This window comes from Salinimonas profundi (assembly GCF_014750655.1).
Lineage (GTDB): Bacteria > Pseudomonadota > Gammaproteobacteria > Enterobacterales > Alteromonadaceae > Alteromonas > Alteromonas profundi_A.
The window spans coordinates 410,057-425,052 of the sequence record NZ_JABBXD010000002.1; the positions used below are offsets into that span (position 1 = coordinate 410,057).

Annotated in this window: 14 protein-coding genes; all 14 read right to left on the reverse strand. The window is 49.0% G+C overall.

The genetic code is table 11. From position 1 onward, the window contains the following. Window positions 1-5: 5 nt before the first annotated feature. The gene (fliG, locus tag HHX48_RS06280; RefSeq protein ID WP_139756999.1) at window positions 6-1,049 is read right to left on the reverse strand and encodes a flagellar motor switch protein FliG; all 1,044 of its coding nucleotides are present in this window, start codon (window positions 1,047-1,049) and stop codon (window positions 6-8) included. Between the two features lie 15 nt (window positions 1,050-1,064). After that, window positions 1,065-2,765 carry a flagellar basal-body MS-ring/collar protein FliF gene (gene fliF, locus HHX48_RS06285; protein WP_191023288.1) on the reverse strand — a complete coding sequence of 567 codons (1,701 nt, stop codon included), beginning with the start codon at window positions 2,763-2,765 and terminating at the stop codon, window positions 1,065-1,067. Between the two features lie 16 nt (window positions 2,766-2,781). Then, window positions 2,782-3,120: a flagellar hook-basal body complex protein FliE gene (gene fliE / locus HHX48_RS06290; RefSeq protein ID WP_191023289.1), complete on the reverse strand. Its 339-nt coding sequence runs from the start codon at window positions 3,118-3,120 to the stop codon at window positions 2,782-2,784. A 316-nt stretch (window positions 3,121-3,436) separates the two neighbouring features. Beyond that, a complete protein-coding gene (locus tag HHX48_RS06295; RefSeq protein WP_191023292.1) occupies window positions 3,437-4,783 on the reverse strand; it encodes a sigma-54-dependent transcriptional regulator in 1,347 nt (448 codons plus the stop codon). Further along, window positions 4,780-5,934, reverse strand: coding sequence for a sensor histidine kinase (locus HHX48_RS06300; protein ID WP_223858080.1), 1,155 nt, complete (start codon window positions 5,932-5,934; stop codon window positions 4,780-4,782). The genes HHX48_RS06295 and HHX48_RS06300 overlap by 4 nt, the downstream gene beginning before the upstream one ends. A 118-nt stretch (window positions 5,935-6,052) precedes the next feature. After that, complete coding sequence (locus HHX48_RS06305; RefSeq protein WP_191023293.1) at window positions 6,053-7,522, reverse strand: sigma-54 dependent transcriptional regulator; 1,470 nt, start codon at window positions 7,520-7,522, stop codon at window positions 6,053-6,055. A gap of 153 nt (window positions 7,523-7,675) precedes the next feature. Then, a complete protein-coding gene (locus HHX48_RS06310; RefSeq protein WP_191023295.1) occupies window positions 7,676-8,494 on the reverse strand; it encodes a flagellin in 819 nt (272 codons plus the stop codon). Between the two features lie 90 nt (window positions 8,495-8,584). Then, a complete protein-coding gene (locus tag HHX48_RS06315) occupies window positions 8,585-9,352 on the reverse strand; it encodes an oxidoreductase (protein WP_191023297.1) in 768 nt (255 codons plus the stop codon). After that, window positions 9,330-10,040: an acylneuraminate cytidylyltransferase family protein gene (locus HHX48_RS06320; RefSeq protein WP_191023300.1), complete on the reverse strand. Its 711-nt coding sequence runs from the start codon at window positions 10,038-10,040 to the stop codon at window positions 9,330-9,332. Before HHX48_RS06320 ends, HHX48_RS06315 begins: the two co-directional genes overlap by 23 nt. A gap of 24 nt (window positions 10,041-10,064) precedes the next feature. Continuing rightward, on the reverse strand, window positions 10,065-11,033 hold the full coding sequence (locus HHX48_RS06325) for a Gfo/Idh/MocA family protein (RefSeq protein ID WP_191023302.1): 969 nt from the start codon (window positions 11,031-11,033) through the stop codon (window positions 10,065-10,067). Beyond that, window positions 11,033-12,091 carry a nucleotidyltransferase family protein gene (locus HHX48_RS06330; protein ID WP_191023304.1) on the reverse strand — a complete coding sequence of 353 codons (1,059 nt, stop codon included), beginning with the start codon at window positions 12,089-12,091 and terminating at the stop codon, window positions 11,033-11,035. The genes HHX48_RS06325 and HHX48_RS06330 overlap by 1 nt, the downstream gene beginning before the upstream one ends. A gap of 41 nt (window positions 12,092-12,132) precedes the next feature. Beyond that, entirely contained in the window at window positions 12,133-12,759 is a 627-nt protein-coding gene (locus tag HHX48_RS06335) for an acetyltransferase (RefSeq protein WP_191023306.1), read from the reverse strand. Further along, on the reverse strand, window positions 12,749-13,825 hold the full coding sequence (gene neuB / locus HHX48_RS06340; RefSeq protein ID WP_317983482.1) for an N-acetylneuraminate synthase: 1,077 nt from the start codon (window positions 13,823-13,825) through the stop codon (window positions 12,749-12,751). Before neuB ends, HHX48_RS06335 begins: the two co-directional genes overlap by 11 nt. Further along, window positions 13,806-14,990, reverse strand: coding sequence for a UDP-N-acetylglucosamine 2-epimerase (gene neuC / locus HHX48_RS06345; RefSeq protein ID WP_223858082.1), 1,185 nt, complete (start codon window positions 14,988-14,990; stop codon window positions 13,806-13,808). Before neuC ends, neuB begins: the two co-directional genes overlap by 20 nt. Between the last annotated feature and the right edge of the window lie 6 nt (window positions 14,991-14,996).

Here is a 14,996-nt window from a genome sequence, read left to right on the forward strand (position 1 = left end):
AAGGGTTACAGGAATTCTTCACCGCCACCGCCGCCCAGCATAATTTCACCTGAATCAGCAAGACGTCTGGCCACAGAAAGAATTTCTTTTTGTGCTGTTTCAACTTCTGACACACGGACCGGCCCCATGGCCTCCAAATCATCAGTAAGCATTTCAGCGGCACGCTTGGACATATTGCGGGTAATCTTATCTTTAAGCTCGTCGTCTGCGCCCTTAATTGCTTTCAGCAATGCATCCTGCTGCACTTCACGCAGAATAGCCTGAATGCCTTTGTCATCCACATCGACCAGGTTATCAAAGACAAACATCAAGTCCTGAATCTGCTGACTCATCTCTTCATCCTGCTCACGGATAGCATCCATCAGCTGACCTTCGATAGCGGTGTCCAGATAGTTCATAATATCGGCTGCAGATTTCAGGCCGCCCATCTTGGCTGCCTGCGTACCCGCCTGACCAGCAAACTGTTTCTCCATGATTTCGTTCAGTTCCTGCAAGGCAGCAGGCTGAACTTCTTCAAGGTTGGCAATACGCATCAGCAGGTCCAGACGCACTTTTTCCGGGAACTGCGCCAGAATCTCGGCGCTTTGCTCAGGCTCAAGATACGATAAAACAATCGTCTGAATCTGCGGGTGCTCGTTACGGATAATTGACGCCACCTGTTTGGAGTCCATCCATTTCAAAGAATCCAGGCCTTTGGCACCGTTGCCCAGCAGAATCTGATCAATCAGATTGGCCGCTTTATCTTCACCCAGCGCTGCGGTCAGTGCCCGCTTCACAAAGTCCTGGCTCTGGAAGCCGATAGTACTGTAGTTTTGGATCTCTTCAATAAAGTGCTTGTGCACAGAGGTGATCTTGGCCTGTGTCATGTCATCGACTTTGGCCATCTCTGCGCCGAGCTTTTGAACCTGCTTCGGCTCAAGGTGCTTGAGGATCTGCGCGGCATCTTCTTCAGACAGACTCAGCAGCAGGATGGCCGCCTTTTCAACGCCTTCAAGCTTGCCGACGTCGTAGCCGGACTCTTCGTTATTTGTTGCCAGTTCTTCAGCCATCGTCAGACGCTCCTACTACTCATCCTGCATCAGCCAGCCTTTGACCACCTGAGCCGATAGCTCAGGCTCATTGGCAACCAATGCCCGTACCGCTTTTAATACATCTTCGTCTTTATGCAGATCCGGCAACATCAATGAACCATCTGATGCAAATCCTACCTGCCCCTCATCAAAGTCTGAGCTGAGCATACTGATGGTTTCGTCACCCAGATCCAACCCTTCATCTGCATCATAATCATCAGAATCATTGGCCGTGTCAGGGTTAATCAGACGACGTAACATCGGACGAATTACAAAAATAATAAGTACAATGATGACCAGAGCGCCGGTAACCAGCTTCAGTATAGGTAAGAACTTCGGATCTTCCCAAAATGGCAGTTCCTCTACAACTCCACTGTCCATACGAGTAAAGGGTACGCTCACCACTTCTAACGAGTCACCGCGGGTCACATCAAAGCCCAGGCCTCCTTGCAGCAGGCGACGGATATTCAGTAAGTCATCCTGTTTTCTGGGCGCTGAGGTTGCGCTGCCGTCTTCGGCAGTACTGTGTGCGTAATCCACGGCGACTGAAACACTCAGACGACGAATGACACCCGTCTGCTTTTTGGTATGACTGATTGTGGTGTCCAGCTCATAGTTCCGGGTTTCTTCTTTGCTGTTGCTGCCAGGAATCGGCACGGCGTTACCGCCCTGACCGGTCGCATCTTCTGGAATATTAGATGCCAGTGGGGGCTGATTTGTCAGTGCACCAGGGATACCACCGTTGGCGCCACCCACTGTATTTTGCTCAATCACCATTTCACTGCGCACAGCCGGTAGATCGGGGTTGTAGCTACGCTGGGTTTGCTCCATGGCGGTAAAGTCCATGGACACATCAACCTGCGCGGTGTAGTTGCCGATACCTAAAACAGGGATCAGTATCGCATCAATTTTTTCCAGATACTCCTGTTCGCGCTGACGTTCGATTTCATATTCTTTTCGGGCGCGGGCGCTCATCGAATCCTGCGAGCCGGAGTTCAGCAAACGACCATTACTGTCAGTTACCGTGACATTTTCCGGGTCCATCATTTGTACCGCTGATGCCACGATATCCACCACGGCATCAACTTCTTCACCGGATATCGCTTTACCCCGGCGCGCCGTCAGTACGACCGTTGCGCTGGCTTTTTTCTCACGACGGGCAAACACATTTTCTTTTGGCATGGCCAGCAGCACACGTGCTTTTTGAATGCTGGACATATCCTCGATAGTTGAAGCAATCTGCATTTCACGGGCATGCTTCAGACGCTCCGATTCAACCCGTTGGCTGACACCAAATCCCATATCCTGCATGATAATGTCAGCACCGGCATCGGTTGATTGTGTCAGGCCCTGGCGGGTCATTCCCAACCGAACATTCTGAAACTCATCGTTACGAACATAAACTGTGTTGCCTTCCAGCTTATATTCAATTTGATTGGCATCCAGATAATCCAGGGTTTCAATCAACTCTTCGGTCGGCATTTTCGCCAATGGGCGATAATCCGGCTCCTGCGCCCAAATCATAATGAACACAGCAATTGCCACACAGATGACCAGTACAATGACCAGCGCCATCTGACGCATCATGTCAGCGCTGCCCAGCGTATCCATAAAGCCGGATTTATTTTCAGCCTCTGTTGATGCATTCATCGCATCAGAATCAGCGACAGTAAGGTTCGTTCCTGTTTCAGCCATCTGAGTAATTCCTCACCTACACCGGCATGTTCATAACTTGCTTGTATGCTTCAAGCACTTTGTTGCGTACCTGCACGGTTGCTTCAAACGCAATACCGGCTTTCTCTTTGGAGACCATGACATCGGCCAGGCTTACAGATTGGTCACCCATCTCAAACGCACGCTGTAAATCCTTTGATTGCATCTGCATATCATTGACCCCTTCCAGCGCGCCTTTAAGCATGGTGGAAAATTCACTGGCCGAACTACCGGCTTCCTGAATTTGCTGCGGCTGGGGCATTTCAGTCGACTGCAGGCGCGTCTGTCCGATCATCGCTTGCATTTCCTGGTACAGGCTGTTTCCTTTAATGTCCATTGCAACTCTCCGCTAAATCACTGGTAGTCAGATTTCTGTCTGACATCACTACTTATGACAGATAAAGCAACTAGCAGGCCAACTTTAAAAACCTAATGATTACAGTGCACTACAAAGAAAAAGCCAAAAAAATGACAGACATCGGAATGAAGGGAAGCGAAGGCGCGTCAGACGCAGTGCCGAACGGCGAGTCAGTAGACAGAAATTGTTACTATAAGACTACAACGATTGCGCCACCTGGCTTATTTACAGTCAGGCGGCGTACTCTAAACATATAGAGGAAAGAAGCACCAGACAGGCCGGGCTTCTTCGTTAATCAGGCGGGTAACTCAATGCCATCCTCTCGCATGCGCGCGAGTTTATAGCGCAGAGTCCGCGGACTGATGCCCAACTTCTCGGCGACATCCTTACGCTTGCCCTTGCAGGCTTCTAAAGTATCCAGAATGATCTGGTGTTCCTGCTGGCGCAGCTCCGAGCCGAGCCGGCTTGGATCCTCTTCGGCGGCAGGCTGAGCATAGCTGTGACTGGCAAGTGTGGCGGCCATATCAATCATCAGGTCGCTGGCGTCAATAGCCTCTCCGTTACACAAGATGAGGGCTCGCTGAACCACATTTTCCAGTTCGCGCACATTACCCGGCCATTCATATTGCGTGAGCTTGTTTCGTGCAGCCGCATTCAGGGTGATGTTTTTCATTCCCTGCGCTGAGGCATGACGGGCAATAAGGTGCTCAGCCAATGGCACAATATCCCCGGGGCGGGCTGCCAGTGGTTGCCAGGTGATTGGAAAGACATTCAACCGGTAAAACAAATCTTCGCGGAACCTGCCAGCATCAACCGCGTCTCTCAGGTCGCGGTTACTGGTGGCAATTACCCGTACATCCAGCTGCACGGTTTTACGGCCGCCCAACCGTTCGACTTCTTTTTCCTGCAAGACCCGCAGTAATTTGGCCTGCAATGCCAGGTCCATTTCCGTAATTTCATCAAGCAGCAGTGTACCGCCCTGCGCCTGTTCGAATTTACCCGGACAGGCCTGAACGGCACCGGTAAATGCCCCTTTTTCATAACCAAAAAGCGTCGCTTCAAGCATGTTTTCCGGAATCGCTGCACAGTTAATGGCTATAAACGGCGCCTGACTACGGGGGGACTGATCATGAATATAGCGCGAAAGCACTTCTTTACCTGAACCACTGGGTCCCAGTACCATCACGGTTGCATCAGAGCGCGCCACTTTACGCGACAATTCCAGCAACTGAACACTGGCAGGATCTGCCACTATCGGTGTGGTCGATTCAATTTTTCGCGCCGGTGCATAGCGCTCAACAAGGTTTAACAGCACTTCTGGGGCAAAGGGCTTTGACAGATAATCGGTTGCACCATCACGCATGGCCTGCACGGCATCATCGATGGTGGCATAGGCTGTCATCAGCAAAACCGGCATTTGCGGAAAGCGCGACTTGATATTTTTAAGCAGTACCAGTCCGCTCATTTTCGCCATCTGAATATCGCTGACAACCAAATCGACAGCATACTGACCCAGACACACCAATGCTTCTTCAGCACTTTGTGCAGATACCACACGGTATCGAGCCAGCGATAGCGTATCGATTAACGCTTCGCGCAGGCCAGCATCATCTTCTACAATAAGAATGGTGGTCTCACTCATACAAGTTCTCCGTCAGAATGTGCTCTGGGCGCTGCGGACTGCGCAGCGTGAGTGGGAAAAGACATCGTAAATACAGCGCCAGCCGGGGCGTTGTTTGTCACTGTCAGCTGGCCCTTATGTGCGTTCACAACCGATTTCACCACTGCCAGCCCCAGTCCTGTGCCGTGCGTTTTTGTTGTGAAGAAAGGCTCAAAGATTTTATCTTTAACTGAATCAGTAACGCCCGGGCCACAGTCTGCTACATCAAGCGAAAGACTATCGCCATTCACAGTAGCTTTAACCAAAACCTGCGTACCCGGTTCGCTCACCTGACAGGCATTATGGACAAGATTCAGCACAGCGCCCTGCAGCGCCGTCAGATTACCGACCATAACAGCATCTTGTTCGAATCCTTCAAAGACAACGGATAGCTGCGCCTGATCGGCTAATGTTATAGCGTTAGGCGCTATCGCCATTTTTAAATCTGTCAGCGTCAGATTGCTGACAACCTGATCCTCGCCGGATTTGGCAAACAGCAGCATGTCATTAACCTGACTTTCCAGCTCCTGCAGCCGTGCAGTAAGCTTATGTGCAAAGCCGGACGTTGCATCTTGTCCAAGATCTGAACGTGTCAGATTCGCCGCGTATAGCATTGCCGCTGACAACGGTGTTCTGATTTGGTGAGCCAGCGAGGCGACCATTTTTCCCAGCGCGGACAGCCGCTGCATATGACTGACCCGCGCTTGCAGCTGTCTGGTTTCGGTCAGATCGGTTAATACAATCAGCTGCCCCGGTTCATTTTGAAGCGGCGTAATTGATAACTTCACACGACGACCATCAATGAGTGACACCTCGTGGCCATCGTCAGCACGGGGCTTGAAGGAACGGGCAATAATGGTTCGCCACAACTCGCCTTCGAGCGGCTCGCCCAGTAAATCAATGGCCTGGCTGTTGGCCTGCCTGACAATGCCATAACCGTCTAACACAATCACGCCGGCAGGCATAACCTGAAGCAGGTGCGATAAGCGATCAGCCTGCTGGCGTAGCGCTGTTACGTCTGCAGAATCAGTAAACGGCTCGTCGGTGGACGACGCAGAAAAATGCGCATCGCACACGTCATTTACATAGTGGGAATCATGTTGCATTGAAAACTGACCGCTGTCATATGTCATACCGACCTCGTCAAAAAGCAGACGTAACTTCGAATGACTAGTAACTAGCAGTTTTCAGGCCAATATTTAAGCTTTTATTTTCAATGAATTAGAAGGGTTTTGAGCGCAAAGCAGGATGTCAATTATCTGACGAGAGGGTCTCGTCACGCTGAATATTGTACTTTCGCATCTTCTCAACCAGTGTGGTTCTGCGCATGCCCAGTTTATCTGCCGCACGCGCGACAACCCAATCCTGTTGTTCCAGTGCCTGAATAATCAGGTTGATTTCAAGCTCAGACAAGTACTCTTTAAGGTTGACGCCATCTTCAGGTAGATCAGAACGATGGGACTCGGGTTCGTCATTCTGCTCAGACGGCGCTTGTGGCGCGTCCTCCTGCGCTGCAGATTCAGCAAATAATGCATTAAATGCATCACGCTCAAGTAATTCTTCGGGGTATTCAGGCTGATATGCCTGCACTTCGCCATACTGGTATTTAGGTGGCAGATCCTGAATATCCACAATCTGACCGGGATAAAGAATGCTCAGGCGCTCGACCAGATTTGACAGCTCCCTGACGTTGCCGTCCCAGGAGTGCTCCATCAGCGAGGCAATGGCCATCTCGGTAAACTTCACGCCTTCAACACCATCACCTTTGATGCGGCTTATTAATTCCTGTAATAACAACGGAATATCTTCGCGTCGTTCGCGAAGCGCCGGACTATCGATAGGAAAGACATTAAGGCGGTAAAACAAATCTTCGCGGAATTTGTTTTCCTGAATCATGGTTTCAAGATTGCGGTGTGTTGCCGCAACGATGCGCACATTACACTGGATGGGCGTGCTGCCGCCCACTCTTTCAAAGGTACGCTCCTGTAAAACCCGCAGCAGTTTAACCTGCATTTGCATAGGCATATCGCCAATTTCATCAAGAAACAGCGTACCGTTTTCAGCAAGCTCAAAGCGGCCTTTTCTTGCGCTGATTGCGCCGGTGAAAGCGCCCTTTTCGTGGCCGAATAATTCACTTTCCAGCAGCTCACCGGGAATCGCACCACAATTAACCGGAATAAACGGCCCATCTTTACGTTCTGAGAAAAAGTGCACATTACGGGCAACAACTTCTTTACCCGTGCCGGATTCACCCAGAATTAATACGGTGGCATCGGTGGGGGCAACTTGCTCCACCAGACGTCGCACCGTTTGAATCTCTTCGCTACGACCTACCAGCGAACGGAATAACCGGGTTTTTACCCCTGAAGGTTTCGTTGAACCGGGGCGACGACGGCTATATTCCTGACAACGATGTATTGCCTGAGTGAGCACCGGGTAGGTCATTGGCAGGATACAGGCGCCAACAAGATTTCGCTCCGGGTTGACCACGCCGTCTTCAGCAACGACCGCCACGAACGGTATGTGAGGAAACTGAAGAATCAATTCCTGTGCTGTGGACACAGAAAAATCAACCAAAACCGCATCTACCGAATGAGTCTTCAAATACTCAGCACTGCTTTTGAACGAACAGCTTGAGCAAGGCTCACCAATAAACGAAACAATGGTTTCAAGCTTATGAATAAGATCGCCGTTATCACTAACGAGCAGAATATCCTTCATTAAATCCCCGAAAAGATGCGATTTTATTATTAACAATCTAGCGCATCTGCATGATTGTAGCGGTAATCAAACTTAGCGCAACAATTGATCGCGTAAAATTGGTCAGAAAAAAAGCAGGCGAGCCTGCTTTTTAATAGGATACGACACATTGCTTCAACTTAACAGCGCTAACACCTGTCCTTCCTGTTGCGTTGCCATCGACTGAACCGACATTACTGCCTGTCTCTGTACGTCCAACGCAGCCTGCTGCGATGACGCCTGTGCATAATCCGTATCAGCAATACGGCTTTGTGCCGCAGAGGTATTCACATCTGCCTGTGTCAGGCTTCTGGCCGAACTGGCCAGCTGGTTTTGTGCAGCGCCCAGCTCAGCCCGATACGCGCCTACGGTTTCCAGCGCGGCATCTGTAGCAGCCAGCGCATCATTAACACTGTTGGTGGTAACATCAATATTCAGAACCGACGCGATCTCTTTCACCACGTCATTGGTTTGTACATCAATATTCCCACCGGCATCAGCGCCGGCCTGGAAGCGCAATGCGCTCTGCTCGGTGAGTAAGGGCTTACCGGCAAAAGTGGTCTGCTCAGCACTACGGGATATATTTTCCTGCAAAGCGGAAATTTCAGACTGCAGGGCGCGCTTATCCGCATCGTTTAGCATGCCGTTACCCGACTGTAGTGTTAATTCCCGGATGCGCGAGACATCGTTGTTGATGCCCTCCAGGCCACCTTCAGCAACCTGAGTTAACGAAATACCGTCATAAACATTACTAAGAGCTTGTCGATTGCCCTCAATCTGTGAGGTGAACCGATCAATAATCTGTTGGGCGGCGCCACCATCTGAAGCACTATTGATTTGCTTGCCACTGGCCAGTTTTTCCATCAGATCCGTCTTTTTTTCCTGAACCTGACTATTATCCTGAACCTGTTTCGGAACGCCCAGACCGGACGTAGAGTCTGCTATGCCTGTCATATCGCCTCCGCTTTTTGCACACAGTATAGTTGAGAGGCAAAAATTCTGCAGACACTATAAATACGTAAGTATGAAATCTCAGACCTGAGGCTATAAGCAGAAGCCGTCATCAACCACAATATTTTGCCCGGTAACGTACGATGACAAGTCCGAAAGCAAAAATATGATAGAGCCGGTAACGTCGTCGACATCCAGCATTCCCTTACCATTTGTTTGCTGCTTGTAGGCGCTCAGGAAGCTTTGCGACTGATTGTCAAAGATACCCCCCGGGCAGATACAGTTCACCCTGAACTTACTGTCATTGACATAAGCAGCTGCATAGCGGCTCAGATGCTGCAGGGCTGCTTTAATAGCCGCATACTCAACTGGCATGGTCATTGGTGTATTCTCATAAACTTCAAATTTTGGAGCCACCACCCCATAAATTGAAGATATATTCACCAATGAAAATGGCTGCGTACCCTTTTTAAAATATTTCGCGCATTGCTGCATGAACAAAAAGGCGCTTCCCAGATTCTGCGCCACATTATCATTGAAACTTTCCATTGTTACATCGAAGAAGTGCTGACCGTAGTTCTTATTTCGCGGGTAACTACAGTTTACGGCACCATCGATGCTATCAATCTGTTCAAACAACGCTTCAACCGCACGGGACTGAGTCACGTCCGTCTTTACCGTTTCAAGCCGGTTTTTATTTTCAGCCAGGTTTTTCTGAGAAAAAAAGTCATTCTTGTCGAACGTTAAATCTACTGCAATGACCTTTCCTTCCTGCGCCAGGATCGCTTGGCACAGTTGCGTTCCCAACAGTCCGGCGGCACCGGTTACCAGAATACTTTTATTTTTTAGCAGCGCATTCACAACCCGTTTCCCTCATCATTATTTCAGCTAGCTTAAAGTCATAGATATCATCAATATCCACCGCATGACTTTTAGGGATCTCTACATGTGACACCCTGCCCTCAAATAAACCCGACTGTGTCAAAATGTAATCTGGTGTGGTGGTATAGAACGACGTGACAATATCGAAAGCCTGCGGTGCATCCTGTCTGCGGGTGATTATCGCATCGGGCGTATTCATTAGCTCCACCAAGCCGTCCTCTCGCAATTTCACGACATTAAAAAAGGGATTACGGTGCGTTTTAGCAATGGAAATACAAATATCGCCATCCTTACTTTTTATCTTTTCAATGGACGCTTCCACATCCCCGATACGGCGGATTGGACTGGTAGCGGGAAGGCTGACAAAAATATCAAACGCGCCATAATGCTCATTCACCCAATTTACTGCGTGACGCCAGCAAAGCCACTCCGGGCTGGTGTCGGTAGCAAGCGCGTCAGGCCGTTCAATCACGATAGCGCCGTGGTATTGCGCCACTTCAGCAATGCCCGCGTCGTCGGTTGACACAAATACCCGGTCAATCACACTGCTCGCTTTAGCCATCTCAATGGCGTGGGCCAGCAGAGGTTTGCCCGCCAATGGTTTGATATTTTTTCCCGGAAGTCCCTTAGAACCGCCCCGGGCAAATACAAAAGCAAATGTTTTCATTTGAGCTGACTCTTTGATGTAATTTTAGTGTTGGGCAATTTGTTTTATATCATTTATCAGCCTGATAACACTGAGTGATTCTGCCAATGTGGCGACAGTGTGCTCGTTGTCAGTGTTGGAGATAAAGTCGTTGAGCATCGCAATGTACATCGAGTTTTTGTCCCATTGCGCGTCTGCATAAATTATTCGCTCGCCCTGCTTGTCAAAAACAACCACTTTGTTGGCAACTAAATCCCACTCAAGCGTCCCTTCACTTCCAATAACCCGGCAGGTTCTTCTGACCTGATGCTGCAGAAGATCCAGATGAATGTTAACCACCCCGCCAGCAGACAGACTTGCCACAATATCTGCCTGATCTTCTACGTCCAGGTTCAATTGACCGGAGGATCGCACAATGGCGTGCCGGAGGGTCAGTGCGCCAAAAATCCACTGGCAATAATCAAATTCGTGACTTAGCTCAAACAGGGCACCACCGCCTAATGCCTTTTGGGCTGTTACCGATTGCGTATAATCTTTGCCCGGTCTCCATTGCGACAAATGCTGCCCCGTTTCGATAATCACGTTATAGATCTCTCCCAGCCTGTTATCGCTGATCAACTTTTTTACCACGCCAGCGGAGGACAAAAACCTCAGACAATAGCCTACGCCTACCGGGGTGCGATTTTTGCTGGAAGCGCTCATGATTTCTTCAACATCATGAACGTTGGTGGCAACCGGTTTTTCAATCAATGTCGGTATGTTCTTTTCTATAAAAACAAGCGCGTGCGTTTTATGAAACGGGGCTGGCGAAGCGATAATCGCCACATCAATATCAGTAAAAGGGATAGCGTCAAAGCAGCTTAAAAACACATCACAGTTGTCCGGTATCGTATCGGGTGTGCGTCCGCTTGAAGACAGGGCGTACACGGTTGCCCCTGAAAACATCTTTTTAATATTAGCGCGATGACGCTGAGCAATATTTCCGATACCAACCACTACAACATGCATGGACATTATTCCAGGTCCAGATACTTTATATCGGCCTGGGCACGATTAAAGTCATCCATTCTTCCCACATCCATCCAGTACTCATGGATAGGAAACATCAAAATATTTTTTTCTTTCTTCAGACACTGCTCTAACAATGACGGCATGTCTATTTTCGTATCTTTTTGAACGGCATCGATTATTTCCGGAGAAACCACATAGATACCGGCATTCACAAAAAAGTGGTGGACAGGTTTTTCTGTCATGCCGACAATCTTGTTGCCTTCGTTCTCAATCACGCCAAAAGGCACCTGATAATTGTATTCCTTCACACACATGGTGGCGAAGGCGCCATTATCCTGATGAAAATCCATCAGAACCTTGAAATCTACATTGGTTAATACATCACCGTTAATCATGATTATCGGACTATTCGATATTGTTTTGGGCAACAAACCCAACGCCCCACCGGTCCCCAATGGCTCCTGTTCGTGCACATATGTAATATTCACGCCCAGCTCTTCACCATCGCCAAAGTGGTTCGTTATTTTTTCGGCCATGTAATGTGTAGAGATATAAAAATTGTAAAAGCCCAGTTTTATAAAGCGCCGCATGATGATTTCAAGAATTGGCTTATCGCCAATTTTGAGCATTGGCTTCGGGCAACTATCGGTAAGCGGCTTTAACCGCGTTCCGAACCCACCAGACATGATGAAAACAGGATTGTCATACTTTCTCTTGCGGATTGCTTCATGAAGCGTTTTAAGACCAACAACATTATACTCATCATCGACAAGCGGCACCGACGACAGGCGTTTTCCCTTCATAAGCTCTAACAATCTGTCGTTTGACGTATTGTAGGGTGCTGTCACTGGCGCTGCATTCATCACCTTTTGGACGCAGTCGCCTATGGATACTTCCCGCAGAAGACCTCTTCTGATATCACCGTCAGTGATCGTGCCCATGAGGCGATTGCCCTCACTAACCACCAACGCAATACCTAAAGACTCGCTGTTTATGATCTCAATAGCTTCTTTGATCGTGCCTGAAGAAGAAATCAGCGTTTTTTGCCAGTGATAAGACATAATTCAGGTCCTTGTCGTAAGGTCTACTATAAGTTCTACAGTTAGCGACGAACTGTTTTCCCATCTTCGACGGCGCGCGTTATACATGTGCCTGCGCCAATAATGGCATTCGAGCCGATGGTCATGCCATTAATTATCGTAGCTCCCGCGCCGACGAAAACGTCGTTACCTGTTGTTACTTCACCACAAACAGTCGAACCAGGAGCAATATGATTGCGTAAACCAATTTGGCAATCGTGCTCTATGACAGCCTGGGTATTAACGATTGTCTGCTCGCCAATAACCGCACCAGCCTGAATGATCGCGCCCGACATTATTTGTGCACCTTGTTTTACTGTTGCATAAGCAGAGACCGTTGCAGTCGGTGCAATGACCGATTCAAAGGTATACCCGTGTGCCAGAAAGTACTCACAAACTTTCTTTCTGCTGTCTGCGCCCGGAAGCATCCCGATAGCATTGACCAATGAGACCTCGTCAGGCGCATAGCGTCTAACATCCTCATCGCTGCTAAGATGTTTGATACCATCAAACAGCGGACTTCTCATCAGTGGTTCAGGGCAGACCACAGCAGCTATTTGCTTATCCTGCTGCACTAAGATATCTGCCAGAACCCGGGCATGCCCACCGCCTCCAATTAATATTATCGGCAGGCCCGTATTATTCTTCAACGATTAGGTCCCCCGCCCGATAATGCCGCAACGCACGTCGCCCCAGCATCTCCCAATACTGATAAGGAGAAACGCCGCTACCAGGCCTCATGGTTGTCAGATCCGCTGCGCTGAATACTTCTCCTTTGGGGATCTCACGTGCAGCCACTACACTTTTTCTGGCGATATCTTTGTTTTTCAGTTCAGACGGTGTAGGAGATTTTTGGTCAGAGCCCAAAGCCTGCTCTACTTCACGAATAGACTTGACCATCTGCGATAATTCAGTGGGGTCCAGTGACGCCTTGTGATCCGGCCCGTCCATATTTTTATCCAGCGTAAAATGCTTTTCTATTACCACGGCGCCTCTGGCAACCGCTGCAATTGGCACAGATATACCTGAGCTATGATCAGAATATCCTGTAGCAAGCCCGAATTTACGTTTCAGCGTATCCATGGCTCTTAAGTTTATCTCGTCAAACGGAGCGGGATACTCCGTTGTACAGTGCAGCAAGGTGACGCTGTTTTTCAGTGCTTTTTGTCCTGCCATGGAATGATAAGCGTCGTCAAATGCCTGTCTTGACGGTTTAGATGTGGTATCGGCTGTCAGCCCATAGGCAATGACGCCAAGGGCAGCCTCAATTTCTGCTTCCGATGCCATTCCGGTTGACAGAATAAGCTGGCAACCGGCGCGGGCGTACTCCAAAACTAACGGAGCATTAGTCAGCTCGCCAGAAGGAATTTTAAGTCGCGACAATCCAAGCTCGTTAACTAAAAAATGAAGGCTTGTCAGATCGAATGCGGTTGATAAAAACTCAATTCCAGACTGATGGCAGTAAGACATCAGTTTGTGATGGCTTTCATAAGAAAGCTCCAGGCGCGACAGCATCGACAACTGTGATTCCTCACGCTGGGTGTTGTGCACCTGATAATCCGCTTGTCTGGCCTGGGCTGTAACCAGCTTGGCCGCTTTGAAGGTTTGGAACTTGACCACGTCAGCGCCTGCTGCACAGGCGGCGTCGACAAGCTTAAATGCTAAATCTTCACTACCATTGTGATTTACGCCAGCTTCAGCAATTATCAATGTCACTGTCATCTACCTTTAGATTGAAAAATTTTTTGAATGGTGGCCCGGAAAAACGTTTGATGATTTGCAGGACTTTTTCACTACTATCGCCCTGACCATAGGGGTTGGTAATATTCTCGTCAGCCGCTTTGTAACCTCTATCAAGAGCAACCCCCACCGCCTCACTGATTGCTCGGTGAGTCGCTTCACAATGTAAAACGCTTTTGGCCGCCAGGCGTCCTTTTTGTCGAACCCCGATATTGATGGTCGGAATATCAAAGGACGGCACCTCAATAATGCCACTTGACGAATTGCCAATCACCGCAGAGCAATGCTTTATCGCGCTTAAGTATCTTATGTGCCCGAGTGATGGAATAGTGAGCACACGTTCTGGTGCTTTTGCGCCATATGCTTCCAGTAATGGAATAATTTTTCTGCCACCATTATCGGCGTTAGGATAGGTCAGAATGACCTGCAAGTGAGGATAGTCGTCCAAAGCATTCAACAATGCGCTGAAAGTTTGTTCCGGATCCTCATCGCCAGATGTAACAGGATGATAGGTTACAACAACGTAAGGCCGGGCAAGCTTGAAGCCCAGCGATGCACTAAGCTCTTCTGGTGATAACAGAGTCGACTTTGTTAAGTGATCCAGCCCCAACGCCCCCACATTAATGACCCGCTCCGGCGCTTCCCCCAACTGAATCACCCGTTGTCTGTATTCTTCGGTTGAGACACCGTGCAGATAACTTAGCTTTGTTATCGCGTGCCTGATATTGTCATCATAAGCACCTTCTGATATTTCCCCACCGTGTAGGTGGAGTACCGGAATGCCCAGAATCATGGCAGTCTGTGCGGCGGCAAGTGCCTCGTAGCGATCCCCCAAAATAACGATAATATCTGGCTTGAGTCTGACTAATGCATCGGTGAAGCCCAGTACACCCAAGCCAATACTTTTGGCTACCGCCGACGCTGAATTCGATGAAAGTAAAATCTCAATCTTTTCATCGATAAAAAATCCGTCTTTCTCAATTTGTTGATAGGTATTGCCAAACTCTTCACTCAGGTGAGAACCGCTTACCAGCAGTTGTAACTTCAGGGCGGGGTCGTTCTGAATGTCCTTCATCAGCCAATACAACAACCCGTAGTCTGCTCGGGTACCGGTAAAAACGGTGACTTTTTTTATATCCATGATTTG